12 protein-coding genes are annotated in these 14,497 nt (G+C 40.3%); 7 read left to right on the top strand and 5 right to left on the bottom strand.

Annotation, left to right across the window (positions count from 1 at the left end; genetic code table 11):
* Positions 1 to 6: 6 nt before the first annotated feature.
* Positions 7 to 3,042 carry an amidohydrolase family protein gene (locus AAG807_RS09160; RefSeq protein ID WP_341902709.1) on the bottom strand — a complete coding sequence of 1,012 codons (3,036 nt, stop codon included), beginning with the start codon at positions 3,040 to 3,042 and terminating at the stop codon, positions 7 to 9.
* 116 nt (positions 3,043 to 3,158) lie between these two features.
* On the opposite strand from AAG807_RS09160, the gene AAG807_RS09155 reads away from it, so the two are divergent.
* The 7 genes from AAG807_RS09155 to AAG807_RS09125 all read left to right on the top strand — a co-directional run bounded on the left by AAG807_RS09155 (position 3,159) and on the right by AAG807_RS09125 (position 9,394).
* Positions 3,159 to 3,596: a hypothetical protein gene (locus AAG807_RS09155; RefSeq protein ID WP_341902706.1), complete on the top strand. Its 438-nt coding sequence runs from the start codon at positions 3,159 to 3,161 to the stop codon at positions 3,594 to 3,596.
* Positions 3,587 to 3,931: a cytochrome c gene (locus AAG807_RS09150; RefSeq protein WP_341902704.1), complete on the top strand. Its 345-nt coding sequence runs from the start codon at positions 3,587 to 3,589 to the stop codon at positions 3,929 to 3,931. Before AAG807_RS09155 ends, AAG807_RS09150 begins: the two co-directional genes overlap by 10 nt.
* Positions 3,932 to 3,934: 3 nt before the next feature.
* Entirely contained in the window at positions 3,935 to 5,134 is a 1,200-nt protein-coding gene (gene hflX / locus AAG807_RS09145; protein WP_341902702.1) for a GTPase HflX, read from the top strand.
* A 227-nt stretch (positions 5,135 to 5,361) separates the two neighbouring features.
* On the top strand, positions 5,362 to 7,563 hold the full coding sequence (locus AAG807_RS09140) for a tetratricopeptide repeat protein (protein WP_341902700.1): 2,202 nt from the start codon (positions 5,362 to 5,364) through the stop codon (positions 7,561 to 7,563).
* A 3-nt stretch (positions 7,564 to 7,566) separates the two neighbouring features.
* Positions 7,567 to 8,193, top strand: a complete 627-nt coding sequence (locus tag AAG807_RS09135; protein ID WP_341902697.1) for a carotenoid biosynthesis protein — start codon at positions 7,567 to 7,569, stop codon at positions 8,191 to 8,193.
* Positions 8,190 to 8,678 carry a sterol desaturase family protein gene (locus AAG807_RS09130; protein WP_341902695.1) on the top strand — a complete coding sequence of 163 codons (489 nt, stop codon included), beginning with the start codon at positions 8,190 to 8,192 and terminating at the stop codon, positions 8,676 to 8,678. Before AAG807_RS09135 ends, AAG807_RS09130 begins: the two co-directional genes overlap by 4 nt.
* Complete coding sequence (locus tag AAG807_RS09125; protein ID WP_341902693.1) at positions 8,675 to 9,394, top strand: lycopene cyclase domain-containing protein; 720 nt, start codon at positions 8,675 to 8,677, stop codon at positions 9,392 to 9,394. Before AAG807_RS09130 ends, AAG807_RS09125 begins: the two co-directional genes overlap by 4 nt.
* Positions 9,395 to 9,407: 13 nt before the next feature.
* Here the strand turns inward: AAG807_RS09125 and AAG807_RS09120 are convergent, their stop codons facing one another.
* The 4 genes from AAG807_RS09120 to AAG807_RS09105 all read right to left on the bottom strand — a co-directional run bounded on the left by AAG807_RS09120 (position 9,408) and on the right by AAG807_RS09105 (position 14,432).
* Positions 9,408 to 9,821: a hypothetical protein gene (locus tag AAG807_RS09120; RefSeq protein WP_341902691.1), complete on the bottom strand. Its 414-nt coding sequence runs from the start codon at positions 9,819 to 9,821 to the stop codon at positions 9,408 to 9,410.
* A gap of 103 nt (positions 9,822 to 9,924) precedes the next feature.
* A complete protein-coding gene (locus tag AAG807_RS09115; protein ID WP_341902688.1) occupies positions 9,925 to 10,893 on the bottom strand; it encodes a polyprenyl synthetase family protein in 969 nt (322 codons plus the stop codon).
* Complete coding sequence (gene rfbA, locus AAG807_RS09110; protein ID WP_341902686.1) at positions 10,893 to 11,756, bottom strand: glucose-1-phosphate thymidylyltransferase RfbA; 864 nt, start codon at positions 11,754 to 11,756, stop codon at positions 10,893 to 10,895. Before rfbA ends, AAG807_RS09115 begins: the two co-directional genes overlap by 1 nt.
* 3 nt (positions 11,757 to 11,759) lie before the next feature.
* Entirely contained in the window at positions 11,760 to 14,432 is a 2,673-nt protein-coding gene (locus AAG807_RS09105; RefSeq protein ID WP_341902683.1) for an MMPL family transporter, read from the bottom strand.
* Between the last annotated feature and the right edge of the window lie 65 nt (positions 14,433 to 14,497).

Raw genomic sequence — 14,497 nt, 5'->3', positions numbered from 1 at the left:
GAATGCTTAGTGTTCATTTGCTTCGAATGATTCCTCTTCACCAAGTGTGTTGCAATGGAAATGACCTCTGCGTTTGCGATTGAACGGTTTTGTAGGTTCACCTTTTTTGCCTTCTTCGGTCATTTTTGCGATAATGCGTGCTCTTTCTGCAGCGATTTCCTGCTGAATCTGGAAGTCTTTCTGTGAATCAAATAGAATTTCACCATCCACAAGGGTGTACAATGGTTTGGCAGTCACGCTTAATGGGTTGTTTGTCCAAAGAACCAAATCTGCATCCTTTCCGACTTGAACCGTTCCCATGCGGTCATCCAGGTGCAATAATTTCGCCGGATTCAAAGTCACCATTTTCCATGCCTGATCTTCAGTTGCTCCACCATATTTAATGGTTTTTGCAGCTTCCTGGTTCAAACGGCGACCCATTTCAGCATCATCCGAATTGATAGCGACAATTAATCCCATATCTGTCATCAAGGATGCGTTTTGAGGAATGGCATCCATCACCTCGAATTTATATGCCCACCAATCAGAGAAGGTAGAAGCCCCAACTCCATGTTCCTTCATTTTATCCGCTAATTTATATCCTTCCAGGATGTGTGTGAATGTATTCACCTTGAATCCGAATGAGTCAGCGACATGCATTAGCATATTGATTTCAGATTGCACATAACTGTGACAAGTAATCTTCCGCTCTCCTGAAACAATTTCATACAATGCTTCCAGCTCCAGGTCAACTGCCGGTGGAACTGCATTTTTGTCCTTGTGTTTTGCGGTAGATCCATTCTTCGCCTGATGATATGCCAATGCTCTTGAAAATGCGTCGATGTAAACCTGTTCCACACCCATTCGTGTTTGTGGAAAGCGGTTACTTACTCCCCAGTTGGATTGTTTCACATTCTCTCCAAGTGCAAACTTCACAAACTTCGGTGCGTTTTTGATTTTATATTCATTCGGATAATGTCCCCACTTCAATTTGATAAGGGCTGATTGACCACCGATCGGGTTGGCAGACCCATGCAGCAACTGCGCAGCTGTTACGCCTCCCGCCAGTTGACGATAAACATCGATGTCCTCAGCATTGATTGCATCTTCCATGCGAACCTCACATGCAACTGCTTGTCCTCCTTCATTTACACCACGTGTCAAAGCAATGTGTGAATGTTCATCAATGATTCCTGTTGTCAGGATTTTTCCGCGTGCATTGATCACGACTGCATCATTGGGTTTCATGTATGTTCCCGAACCTTTGTGAATGGCTTTTATTTTTCCATTTTCTACCACAACGGTTCCTTCCTGAATGATTCCTTCGTCCGTATTCGTCCAGATAGTTGCTTGTTCGAAGATGATGACGGATTGTTTTGGAGGAGTTGTGAAACCATAGGCACTATTTGGGAAACGTGCACCCGGAATGGTTAGGGTGTCAGCAGTCCAGGCCTGTTTGTTTTCATCTTTCGCTTCGTATTTTTTGTTGCGTAAAGCACTCCATTTGATCCACTTTCCTTTGTTGTTGGTTCCCTCTCCTTCGAAAATGTAAACCCGCGGATTGATATCACCTTTCAAACTAAATGTTTGTTTTTCGCTATCTACTTGTTGAATGAAATGAATGGAAATATCATTGTTTACAAGCGTAATTTTCGCGATGGAAGTAAGTGTGTCGGATTTATTTGCAAGGGTCAATGAATCCTGGATTGTTCGAACCAACTTCACTTTTCCTTCCGGTTGATTCACTGTTCCATTGATTTCTAACCAATATTTGGCACCATCAATATTTAAACTATAGGTGCCGCGAATGTCTGAAATAGGAGCGTTTTGGTAAACTTTTCGTTCTCCTTTTGAAAAGACTTCAAGCACTGCTGCCTTGAATAGAAATGGGTTTTGGTCGTAAACAGTAAAGTTTGCCCATTTATCGATTTCGATTGTTCCCAATTCCTTTTGAACGCCCAGCAAAGTTGCAGGTGCAATGGTCAGAGAGCGCAAAACGTCATTGACTGCCCAACCGGTTGCTAATGCCTGATGGATGTGTTTCCAGAAATCAGCTGCTGTTGCATGACCAGCCGCAGAAGTAATGAATGGAACTTTGTGTTTGAATAGGAATCCCGGATTTCTTGGGGCCATTTCCCAGATTTTCAGTTCGCTGTAAGGAATTTCATGTGCCAGGTATGGGTCCTTCAAGTCAAATGCTTCAGGGAAATTGATCGGGATCACCAATTGAACTTTCAAGGTGTCCCAAGCGTTTCCTAAAAATTGCTCCTGACCAGTTCCAATAACCGTAAAATCGCGTTTGAATTCGTGCATGAATGATTTTACACGGAATACATCCGATTTGTCATCCAAACTAAAAAATGCAGGTTTTTTCAATTGAAGGGTTAAGGCATCCAAGCTGTAATTTGCGTCCTTTCCATATTCGGAATGCCACTGCGCATCGTAAAAAGATTGTCTTAACAAAGCGATTGAACCAACCAATGAACTGGGATATTCCAAAGGCGATGTTCCTTTTCGGAAAGAGTAAAAGGAAGCTGCCTTACTTAGGTATGGTTGATTGTCTGTATTGCTTGTTCCCAATTGCATTAAAGATCCATAACCTTGTGCCAAACCATCATTCCGGTGAATCAGGACAGAGCCGAAGCCCATTTTATGGTATTCCGCAATGAGTTTTTCATCCGCTTTGTACCAATCGATTGCATCAAATTCCGAACGGATGGAATGATTCCAATAATAAGGTCCTGTTTTGTTTTCTGCACGTTGTTCTGAAGGAATCCCCATCGTTGAGTTTACTTCTATGAATGAGGGTATTACGATCGCTCCATGTCCATCAATAACGACCAAATCTTTTGGAGTAATTAAGGAAATCTTGTCGACAGCCACAATTTTACCGTCTCTCACGGTGATGGTACCGTTTTCAATGGTTTTTTCCGGAGAGACAAAAATGGTCACATTTGTCAGTACAAATGAGTTTTGATTGGGTGCTTTAACTCCATTTTGAGGCTTCTCAGCTTGTGAAAAAACACTCAATGGAAATAAGAGGGCAAAGATATAGCGAATCATTTTTCGGCGACTTCTTGTTTTAAGGGCTGAAAAATAGTGATTCTATGTGGAAATAAGTGATTTCATTAGACCAATGAGGTTATTTTTTCGGTAATTTTGCCAAAAACTTACTTATTATGGGCGCATTAATACATTCGCATTCTGGATTACGTTGGGTAGCATTGGCTTTATTGGTATTTGCACTAGTGAATGCCATCCTGAAAATGAAAAGCGGGAAATACGAAAAAGGGGATAAGATGTTGAACTTGTTCGCAATGGTCATGCTTCACATCCAAATTACTTTGGGAATTATTGTGTCTTTTGTTTCAGGGAAGATTTCCTATGCAGAAGGCTGGATGAAAAATCCTCAATACCGTTTCTTCGGGTTGGAGCACATTTTAATGATGGTGATCGCAGTGACATTGGTTACAATAGGAAGAAAGAAAGCGGAGAAAGCTTTGGATCCTGCAAAAAAACACAAAACCATCTTGATTTGGTATACCATTGTATTGATTGTCATTTTTGCTGCAATTCCATGGCCGTTTAGAACAGCATTAGGAGGGTCATGGTTTTAAAGAGCAGTGTACTGATTCTTTCTTCGGTTTTGTTAATTGCCAGTTGTGATGAAACTGAAAAACCGGAAGGGGAAACCAAACCCATTTCAAACGAACCCGTTTCCATGGAAGATGCGCGGGCGATCTATACATTGAATTGTGCTTCGTGTCATGGACCGGATGGAACATTGCAGGCTTCAAACGCGAAGGATTTGTCTATCAGTAAGCTGAACGAAGGCGAAGTGGAGAAGATGATTCGAAAAGGAAATGATAAGGGGATGATGCCTTATGAAGATATGCTGAGTACAGCAGAAATTAAAGGAGTAGTAAAATTCGTTCAAAATTTACGGAAATAAGAAATGAGTGAAAGTGAAGGTCACGTTTTAGTTGATGCGGTTGAAGAAACCTGCGTACTTGTTGGAATTATTACATCTACTGTGACTGACGAACAAGCTCACGAATACCTGGACGAATTGGAATTCCTGGCAGAAACTGCCGGCGCCACTTCCGTCAAACGATTTACACAAAAACTTCCGATGGCTAACCCGAGAACCTTTGTTGGAACGGGTAAATTGGAAGAGATCAAGGAGTATGTGAAAGCGCATGGAGTGGAGCTAGTGATTTTTGATGATGAACTTTCTCCGTCCCAATTGCGGAATATTGAACGTGAATTGGAATGCAAGATCTTGGATCGGAACATTTTGATCCTGGATATCTTCGCTTCAAGAGCGCGAACTTCCCATGCAAAAACGCAGGTGGAATTGGCTCAGATGCAATACATGCTTCCCCGATTGAAACGACTTTGGACTCACTTGGAGCGTCAAAAGGGAGGAATTGGTTTGCGTGGTCCGGGAGAATCACAGATTGAAACGGATAGACGGATCATTCAAACACGGATTGCGCTCCTGAAAGAAAAATTGAAGGAGATCGATAAGCAAATGTCTGTTCAACGAGGTAATCGCGGACAATTGGTGCGCGTGGCTTTGGTCGGATACACCAACGTGGGGAAAAGCACCTTGATGAACTTATTGAGTAAATCGGAAGTTTTTGCTGAAAACAAATTATTTGCAACCTTGGATACGACTGTCCGAAAGGTGGTTATTGAAAATTTACCCTTTTTGTTGACAGACACAGTCGGATTCATCCGTAAATTACCTCATCAACTGGTGGAATCGTTCAAATCTACCTTGGATGAGGTTCGTGAAGCGGACCTGTTGATCCATGTAGTGGATATTTCTCACCCGAACTTCGAAGACCAGATCCATGTAGTAAGTGAAACATTGGCGGAATTGGATAACAAGGACAAACCGGTGATTCTCGTCTTTAATAAAATTGATGCTTATAAGTACCATCCCGGTACAGAAGGTGATCCGGAAGATGCTGCAAACATGACCCTGGATGAATTGAAGAAAACCTGGATGAACCGATTGCCGGCTACCAAATGTGTCTTCATTTCAGCTACGGATAAAGAGAATGTGGAAGAGTTGAAGGAAACGATGTATTCCGAGATCAAACGCATTTTTGCGGTTCGTTATCCCCGCAATAATTTCTTGTACTAAGAGATTTTCCGCAGGATTTCGGCCACTAATTCACGAATTTTTAATGGGCGCTTACCAGTCGCCCTATTCCAAATGCAAATTACACAAATGTGTTAAACAAACAAATGGTAATCAAAATAAGACGAGTGCGTTAGCCGAGCAATAATTCGTGCATTCGTGGTAGAGAAAGGAAGAGTAATCTTTTTGCATTTTGCATTCATAATTTTGAATTATCAGTATCTTCGACTATGCGAAGTTGGATTTTTGTCATAGCACTATTTACCTGTTCCATCTCTTTTGGTCAAACAGCGTATTTGGACAGCTTGAAGAACTCCCTTCAAAAACGGGTTTCTTCCGATACCATGCGCGTGTTTCAATACAATGAAATTGCCTGGTCCTATCTGGATTATTCCCTCGATTCAACCTATTTCTATCTTCAAAAAGGGCTCGCTTTAGCTCAGAAGAAGCACTATCCGAACGGAGTAATGGATGCCAAAAATACGCTGGGAATCTATTACCGTTTAAACTCCCGTTACCCGGAAGCAATCAAGATTTATGAAGAGTTAATCCAATTGCGAAAGAAATACCACCAGGAAGATAAGCTGATCGGTGTGTATTCCAATTTGGGATCTGTTTATTACGAAAAGCGGGAATTTGCTTTGGCATTGAAATACTACCAAAAGGCCATAGATGAAGCACGGAGAATAAAGGATGATAAGCGTATTTTGGTTCTTTACACCAATTTAGGAGTCACCTATAAAGCGGTCGGATTATACGATCAAGCCATTGTTGCATTTGAAGATGCCTTGAAACTCAATAAGGATATAAAAGGGGAAGAAAGTTCTATTTATCTCAATTTGGGAACAGTTTATCACGATCGTCAAATGTATCATCAATCGCTCAAATATTTCCTGATTGCAAAGGCGGAGGTCGAAAAATCAGGGGATTATCGTTTGTTGGAAACCATTCTTTATAATCTCAGTTTGGATTACCGCCATACCAAGCAGTTTCCGAAGGCGAAAAAGATGCTGGCTGAACTGAAAAAGGTTGCGCAGCGATTAGATGAGGAAGCGGTATGGTTTACCTATTATCACGGAGAAGCCAATTATTTGACAGATATAAAAAAATATCCGGAAGCCCTTCAATCTGCAGAAATGGCAGAACAGCTATCGGACAAGGAAGCAGATTTGATGAGCTACGCGGAAGTCCAATTGACGAAAGCATCGATCTATCAGGAAATGGGACAGTCGAAATTGGCCATAGAACACGCTGAGAGAGCTTTGGAGGCATTTAATGATAGTGAAGACGTAAATGCCCAGATAAGAACTTACAATACCTTGTCTGAGATTCTGAAATTAGCAGGAAATCATAAGAGAGCCCTGGAATATTTTGAAAAAGCGAATTCCCTGAAGGAGAAAATGGACTTGGAAGCGGTGACGAATCAGATAGCGACATTAAATTCCTTGAATGAATTGGAGCGAAAGGAGCAGGATTTGGCACTTTCAAAGCAAACGAATCAACTGATCACAGCTGAAAATGGTCGGAAGAGTAACCTCATTCTCGGTTTGTTCCTGATCGGGGGCTTGATTGTGATTTCGCTTGGGATCAGTTTTAAATCCAATCAGCAAAAGAAAAAAGCCAATGAGCTGCTGAATCGGCAAAATGAAGAGATTGAAAATCAGAAATCCCTGATCGAGGAAAAGCAAACAGAGATTCTGGATTCGATTCATTATGCGAAACGCATTCAGGAGTCCTTGTTGGTTCAGCAAAAACTATTGCAGGAATCCCTTCCGAACTCATTCATTTTCTTTCAGCCAAAGGATATCGTTTCCGGAGACTTTTACTGGGCAACCAAGCGGAATGGAAAGTTCTATCTGGCAATTTGTGATAGCACAGGACATGGCGTTCCCGGTGCATTCATGAGTGCCTTGAACATCACTTTTTTAAGTGAAGCGATCAACCAATTGGGAATTGTTGAACCTGGAAAGATCTTTAATCACGTCAGAAGCCGCTTGATAGAATCCATTTCCCATGATGGGGCAAAAGACGGAATGGATGGCATTCTATTCTGTTTTGATGAGACTGGCAAGAAGTTGACGTATGCAGCAGCTTACAACTATCCGGTTGTGATTCGCGACGGAGAACTGATTAAATTCCCTGCAGATAAAATGCCGGTTGGAAAAAGCGATATTATCCAGGAATTCCAGACTTATGAGATTCAGATAGAACCGGGAGATGAGCTGATCGCTTATACCGACGGTTATGCCGATCAGTTTGGAGGCGAAAAAGGGAAGAAGTTGAAATTGGCAAATCTACACGAGTATTTACTAACCATTTCGAATGAAAAAATGGCCGAACAACATGCACTACTGAAGGAATATTTCCACTCGTGGAAAGGGAATCTGGAGCAGGTGGATGATGTGTGCCTATTTGGAGTTAAACTAATCTAAGGAATGAAAGCAGCAAAAAAACAGAACATTTTATTACTTGTCTTAATTATTTTTTATACCGTTGGATTGATCGGTTTACATACCACTTCTCGCATGTCTTTTTTGGCTTTGACGCCATTCAATCTGCTTCTTTCATTTGCATGTCTGTATTTGTCATTCAGCAATTATTCGGTTAAAAAACACATCGATATACTTTTGATTGGTGTTTCCGGGTATGTTGTTGAGTGGATTGGAGTTCATACCTCTTTGCTTTTCGGACATTATCAGTATGGAACCGTTTTGGGGTTTAAGTTGGATGAAATTCCGCTTATAATCGGATTGAATTGGGTTCTGTTGACTTTTACTTCCACTGCAATTGTCAATAAGTGGCAAATTCCGACTCTTTTGAAAGCTTTGATTGCCGGAGCTTTGATGACTATTTTGGATTGGATCATCGAGCCCGTTGCAATTCGATCCGGATTTTGGTCTTGGCAGGACGGAATTATCCCACTTTACAATTATATTTGTTGGATGATTTTCTCTTCTGTTTTTTGTTACTGGGTTTTAAGCAGAAAATCAGTTGAGACGAATAAAGTGACTGTCGGATTATTTATGATACTAGTGATGTTTTTTGCAATTTTAAACAGATGATTCCAACTTGGGTAGGCATATTGATTTTTATAGGGACTTTTTTCTTAACCGAATTTGCAGCTTGGTCTGCACATAAATTCGCCATGCACGGATTCATGTGGTATTTCCATCGGGATCATCATAATAAGGGAGAGGAAGGTTTTTTTGAGCGAAATGATGTCTTTTTCCTGATTTTTGCTGTTCCCAGTTGGTTGGGAATTATGTTGGGACTGATGTATCAACAATACGGTTTCGTTTGGATGGGATTTGGGATCATGGCTTATGGATTCACCTATTTTTTAATCCACGATGTCTTTATTCATCGCCGGTTTAAATGGATTCGTGAAATCAATACACCTTATTTCCTTGCAATCAGACGTGCGCATAAAATGCATCACAAACATATCAATAAGGAGGATGGGGAATGTTTCGGTCTGTTAATAGTTCCATTTAAATATTACATGGATGCCAGACGCACATACAAACAAAACCAATCAGCCAAATGAGTCTGTACTTTTGGATTATCCTGGGAACGATTGTTTTTCCGTTCTTGTTGAGTTTTGATAAAAAAATCCACTTCTATACCCATTGGAGAACAATCTTTCCTGCAATTTTATTGGTTGGGTTATTCTTTTTGGTCTGGGATAATTATTTTGCGGAAAACGAAATTTGGGGGTTTAATTCGAGATACCTTCAAGGCATCTACTTGTTCCGTTTACCATTGGAGGAAGTGCTGTTTTTCTTGGTTGTTCCGTACGCTTGTTTGTTCGTTTACGAGGTTATCCGGGGATATTTCCCGAATCTGAAATTGGATCTGTTAGGTCGTGCATTCGCTTTTGCAATGGTGCTCTCCGGATTGTTGCTGACCATCTTTTACCTCCGTAATTGGTATACATTGACCGCTTGTTCTCTTTCGACCTTATTGATCATAGGAATTCATTTCAGGGCAAAGGCGCGATGGTTTAATTATTTCGCATTGACCTTCCTTGTTTGTTTGATTCCTTTTTTGATCGTCAATGGGATATTAACAGGCTTTTTCACAGATGAGCCGATTGTCTGGTATTCGGAAAATCACATCATGGGAATCCGGATTGGAACGATTCCTTTGGAAGACATTTATTACAACTTGAGTATGTTGCTTCCGATGGTACTTATTCATGAAGTTTTGCTCCGGAAAAAGACAAAAAAAAGCGACCTTAAAAGGGTCGCTAATACGGATTAAGAATAGAAAGAGATTAATTGTCTTTTTCAGTGTTCTTGTATTTCATGACGTCCAAAGTTGTTTCGTCCTGTAACCAAAGCTCCTTGCTTTTCAAGCGCATGATCTTATAGGTTAAACTGACATTCCCAATTTTAAATGTGACCTTTTCCTTATCACTTGCAAATTCCCAGTCACCACTTATTGTCAGGATGCCACTTGTATAGAAATATTCGAAATCTTCTGTCAATTCGATAATTTCATTAGAAGAATCATAAGTGACAGTTCCGTCTGAGTGATCCGTTTCTTTCAAATCCCATTGACCTTGCATCCGTTCCTTTTTCGTAAGAATGGTGAATTTAGGACCATCGGGATATTTATTACAAGAATGAATCAAGGGGAGTAAAAGTGATAAAACGATTGCGGATAGTGTTATTTTAAAGGTTTTCATAACTAGTATTTCTTTCAAATATAGATTTATTTTCAAACAATTTGTAGAATAATTGAATGTTCGAAGGTGTTTTTGATAGAAATTTGAACGAAATAATTGGTAATTATAACTTCCTTGTAATCAGGAATTGGGCTATTGATCTAAGTGTTCCGGTTTGCAATCCGTTTGATTCCAATTGATCCAGGTTTCCAATTGCATGGTCGTAATAATCATTCATTGCCTGCAAGCTTGCTTTTTTTGCACCCAAATTTTCAAACAGGATTTTTGCAAACTCAATTTTATCATTTGTAGGGGGCATCTGAACCAAGTCATTAAATCTTGAATCATTGGTTCTTTTTGCAATCTCTTTGGCTTTCAGGAAGAGCAAAGTCTTTTTGTTGGAGAGAATATCTCCACCAACTTGTTTTCCAAATAATTCCGGGTCACCATACAGATCCAGGATATCATCCTGAATTTGAAAGGCAATTCCCAATGAAACACCGAACTCGTATAAATTTCTTCTTGTTTCCTCATTCTGATTCCCCAAAATGGCGCCGAACTCCAAAGCACATCCCAATAGAACGGAAGTCTTCAATCGGATCATTTCAATGTATCGGGATTCTGATACATCGGGAAGATTTTCGAAATCCATATCCAATTGCTGTCCTTGACAAACTTCGATAGCCGTTTCATTGAAGCGCTTCAATAAAAGTGGGAAGCGCTTGTCGGGATAATTTTTCAATTGCTGATATGCCTCGACAAATAAGACATCTCCGGAAAGAATCGCAACACTTGAATTCCATTTGGTATGGACGGTCGGTTTTCCTCTTCGAACCGGAGCTTCATCCATAATATCGTCATGAATCAGGGAAAAGTTGTGAAACAGTTCGATGCAAAGTGCGGCATGGATACTTTCTTCCTTTGGAATATTGAAAATTTCCCCACTCATCAGTGTCAGAATTGGTCGCATGCGTTTTCCTCCCAATGAAAGGAAATAGCGCAAAGGGTCAAATAAATTGCTTGGCTCATAAGCCTGGTTCAAGCTCGAAATTTGATTTTCAAGATATTCCGTATATGGAGCCAGACCGTTCATTATTTCTTCAGTAATTGCAATAAATAAGCTCCGTAACCACTTTTCAAAAGAGGCTGAGCGATTTCCTGGAGTTGGCTTGCGGAGATAAATCCGTTGCGGTATGCAATTTCTTCAATGCAACCCACTTTCAATCCTTGGCGTTCTTCGATAACCTGAACAAATTGTCCGGCTTGCATCAAGGAAGGAAACGTTCCGGTATCCAGCCAGGCTGTTCCACGACTCAAAATAGCAACTTTCAAATTACCCCGTCTTAAGTATTCTGCATTCACGTCCGTGATTTCGTATTCTCCGCGGGCAGATGGTTTCAGATTCTTTGCGATTTCAATCACCGTATTGTCGTAGAAATACAAACCTGGAACGGCGTAGTTTGATTTGGGTTTGCTAGGCTTTTCTTCAATTGAGAGCACATTCATCACCTCATCGAATTCAACAACACCATAACGTTCCGGATCGCTTACATGATAAGCGTAAACTACACCACCGTTTGGCGAAGCGTGTTCCTTCAGTAATTCATCCATTCCAACACCGTAGAAGATATTATCTCCCAAGATCAATGCAACGGAATCATTTCCGATAAAAGACTCACCGATTACAAAGGCTTGTGCAAGTCCGTTCGGCTCTGCCTGTTCTGCATAAGAAAAAGTGCAGCCAAGTTTACTGCCATCACCCAATAATTTCTTAAATTGAGGCAAATCGTGAGGAGTTGAAATAATCAGGATTTCCCGAATTCCAGCTGTCATCAGAATCGACAAGGGATAATAAATCATCGGTTTATCATAAATCGGCATCAATTGTTTACTGATCGCCAATGTTAGAGGATGGAGTCTTGTTCCTGACCCACCAGCCAAAATGATTCCTTTCATGATTTAATCTTCTTTTGTTTCGTTTGAATCTTCCTCTTTTTTCGATTTCTCGATTGATTCGGATTTTTCAACTTCTAATAAGTCCCAATTGATATCCGAGTCTTCATCGTAAATCTCAAATAATGGCTCTTCAAATGATTTTGTTGTCAATCTGCGCTCATAACTTAATAACAAACATGGCAGTAAGATCAAATTGGTGAAAAGCGCTACAAAATAAGTGATTGCGGATAGATATCCTAAGGCTTGAGTTCCACCGAAATCAGAGAATACAAATACGATAAATCCGAAGAATAGAATGACAGAAGTATAGATGATACTTAATCCGGTTTCCCGAATAGAAATCGCAATACACTCTTTCAGATCCCATTTTTTCATTTTCAATTCATGCCTGTAATGGGCCAGGAAGTGAATGGTATTATCGACCGTGATTCCCAATGCAATGGAAAAAATCAATAGGGTAGACGGTTTCAAAGGAATTCCGAAAATCCCCATAATTCCAGCCGTAACAGCCATTGGAATCAAGTTCGGAATCATAGAGACAACGACCATTCTGAAGGAATAGAAAAGTAAAGCCATCAGGGCTGCAATCGAAATAGTTGCAAACACAATGCTTGAAGTCAGGTTGCTTACCAAATACTTGGTTCCTTCTGAAGCCACCACGGATGTTCCGGTAAGTGTGACATCGTAGTATTCGTTATCGATTGCTTTCCGAAGTGTTTTTTTGAAGGTCGGTTTACCAAAATAGTTGCGCACCAATTCGGGATCTGAGTCAAAGGCATATTGCATTTTCTCATTTCCATTGGATATCAATGACGTAACATTGTTGTAAACTCCGCTGGACAAATTGAAGATGGAATCAATGTATTGCTTTTTGCCTTTTTCAAATTTGGCATAGTATTTTTCCAAAGCAGGTTTATCCGGATTCATGATACTGTCAATGCGGTGTTCAATCAAATGCACCTGGTCTTCCACTTCATAAGACCCCAAATCTTTCATGGAAGTTCGGATTCGAAGAATGTGATTGGTAGTGTCCACCAATTCCTTAATCGAGAAAGTGGAATTATTGGTTGTTGTGGACAGATTCTTCAGGTAAGCATTCAGACGCAATTTGTCTTTGGTTGCAAAGATTTTATACTGTTCCGGATTGTTGTTGTAATAGGCCATGTTCACAACCTTCACAAAATCGACAATGGAAAGACTTTTTGCAAACAAGGTGTCTTTCGCAAGCATATCCTGAACTTGTTCAACACTTTGCATCGTGTTCTTTCCAAATAAGCGCCCTTTTTCCTTGTAGTTGATCAACACTTCAAAAGGAACTGCTCCACCGAAATTGGCTTCCATGAATTGGATGTCTTTCAGAATCGGGTCTCCTGAAGGTAAATCTCCCGTAATGTTACCGGTAACTTTCATGAAGAAGATTCCAACTCCTGTTCCAATGGTTAACAGGATTGTGATCACATAGACTGCACGTCTGTTATTAGCCGTTATTTTCACCAATCGCTCCAGGAACTTCACCGCCGCTTTGCGGTCAAGATGCTTCAAGTGTCTTGTTTTTGGCTGTTTGGAAAAGGAGGCGAAAATCGGAATCAAACACAAAGAAACCACATAACAGAGCATGATATTCACGGATGAGATCACTCCGAATTCAAAGAATTTGGTTGAATTTGTAAAGAGGAAAGTCATGAATCCGATAGCTGTAGTGACATTCGTTAACCACATGGCTGTTCCCGTTTTCCGGATAACCTGTGTTAGTGCCTTGATCTTATTTCCGTGCTGTTTGAATTCGTAATGGTATTTGTTGAACAGGTAGATACAGTTTGGAATTCCGATTACAATCATTAACGGAGGAATCAATGCCATCATAATTGAGATGTTATACTCAAACAATCCGATTGTTCCCATGGCCCAAATTACTGTAATCATTACGACTAGCACGCTAATGAGCGTAACGCGGACGGAACGGAAGAAGAAATACATGATTCCGAAAGAAACCAATAGGGAAAGGACTACGAAAATGTACATTTCAGACATGACGCGTTTCCCGATCAATACACGCATGTGAGGTAAACCGGCAAAGTGTACTTTGTTGAATTTGTTTTCGTAAGACTGAGCCAGTTTTTCAATTTCGATGACCACTTTCTGTTTTTCCTTATCGACCAAAAAGTTCTCATCAATGTTCACCATCATCAGGCTGACATGTGCGGAATCATTGTAAAGAAGTCCACTGTAAATAGGATTTCTTCTAATCTCCGTCTTTATTTGTTCAATGGATTTCTCTTTGAATGAAATATCAGAGAAAATGGGTTTGATAATAAACTGACTGGTGGCAGTATCATTTATGAGGTTGAACAATTTTGCTTCGGAAATGACAGAAGTTACACCATCAATTTGAAGGATGGAATCACCCAGGTTTTTCCAAAGCAGGAATTTTTCCTTTGAATACAAGTCCTTGTCCTGGATAGCGATGACCAATGCGGAACCATCTTCTCCAAACATTTTCTTGAAGTTCAGGTAAGTGATCTGTGTTGGACTATCCTTTGGAAGCATGTTTCCATACTTATTGTCGATCTTCAAACCGGTAATGGCATAATAACCGAATAATACGGTCAGCAATGCCATGATAGCAAGAATGATAAAACGATTTCTTAGAATGATATTGGCTATTCTATTCCACATATCTCTTTAATTTTTTATTTTTAGTCAGATCACATTAACGGATCTGTTTTTTTGTTACTTTCTTA

It is taken from the genome of Fluviicola taffensis DSM 16823 (genome assembly GCF_943372375.1).
In the GTDB taxonomy this organism is placed as follows: Bacteria; Bacteroidota; Bacteroidia; order Flavobacteriales_D; family Crocinitomicaceae; genus Fluviicola; species Fluviicola taffensis_A.
This window is presented reverse-complemented; position numbering and strand designations above follow the sequence as displayed.

Bases quoted from the DNA above. Each gene is read 5' to 3' on its own strand.
- AAG807_RS09135 (WP_341902697.1), top strand. From the start codon at position 7,567: ATGAAAGCAGCAAAAAAACAGAACATTTTATTACTTGTCTTAATTATT.
- AAG807_RS09130 (WP_341902695.1), top strand. From the start codon at position 8,190: ATGATTCCAACTTGGGTAGGCATATTGATTTTTATAGGGACTTTTTTC.
- AAG807_RS09155 (WP_341902706.1), top strand. From the start codon at position 3,159: ATGGGCGCATTAATACATTCGCATTCTGGATTACGTTGGGTAGCATTG.
- hflX (WP_341902702.1), top strand. From the start codon at position 3,935: ATGAGTGAAAGTGAAGGTCACGTTTTAGTTGATGCGGTTGAAGAAACC.
- AAG807_RS09160 (WP_341902709.1), bottom strand. From the start codon at position 3,042: ATGATTCGCTATATCTTTGCCCTCTTATTTCCATTGAGTGTTTTTTCA.
- AAG807_RS09140 (WP_341902700.1), top strand. From the start codon at position 5,362: ATGCGAAGTTGGATTTTTGTCATAGCACTATTTACCTGTTCCATCTCT.
- AAG807_RS09150 (WP_341902704.1), top strand. From the start codon at position 3,587: ATGGTTTTAAAGAGCAGTGTACTGATTCTTTCTTCGGTTTTGTTAATT.
- AAG807_RS09105 (WP_341902683.1), bottom strand. From the start codon at position 14,432: ATGTGGAATAGAATAGCCAATATCATTCTAAGAAATCGTTTTATCATT.
- AAG807_RS09115 (WP_341902688.1), bottom strand. From the start codon at position 10,893: ATGAACGGTCTGGCTCCATATACGGAATATCTTGAAAATCAAATTTCG.
- AAG807_RS09125 (WP_341902693.1), top strand. From the start codon at position 8,675: ATGAGTCTGTACTTTTGGATTATCCTGGGAACGATTGTTTTTCCGTTC.
- rfbA (WP_341902686.1), bottom strand. From the start codon at position 11,756: ATGAAAGGAATCATTTTGGCTGGTGGGTCAGGAACAAGACTCCATCCT.
- AAG807_RS09120 (WP_341902691.1), bottom strand. From the start codon at position 9,821: ATGAAAACCTTTAAAATAACACTATCCGCAATCGTTTTATCACTTTTA.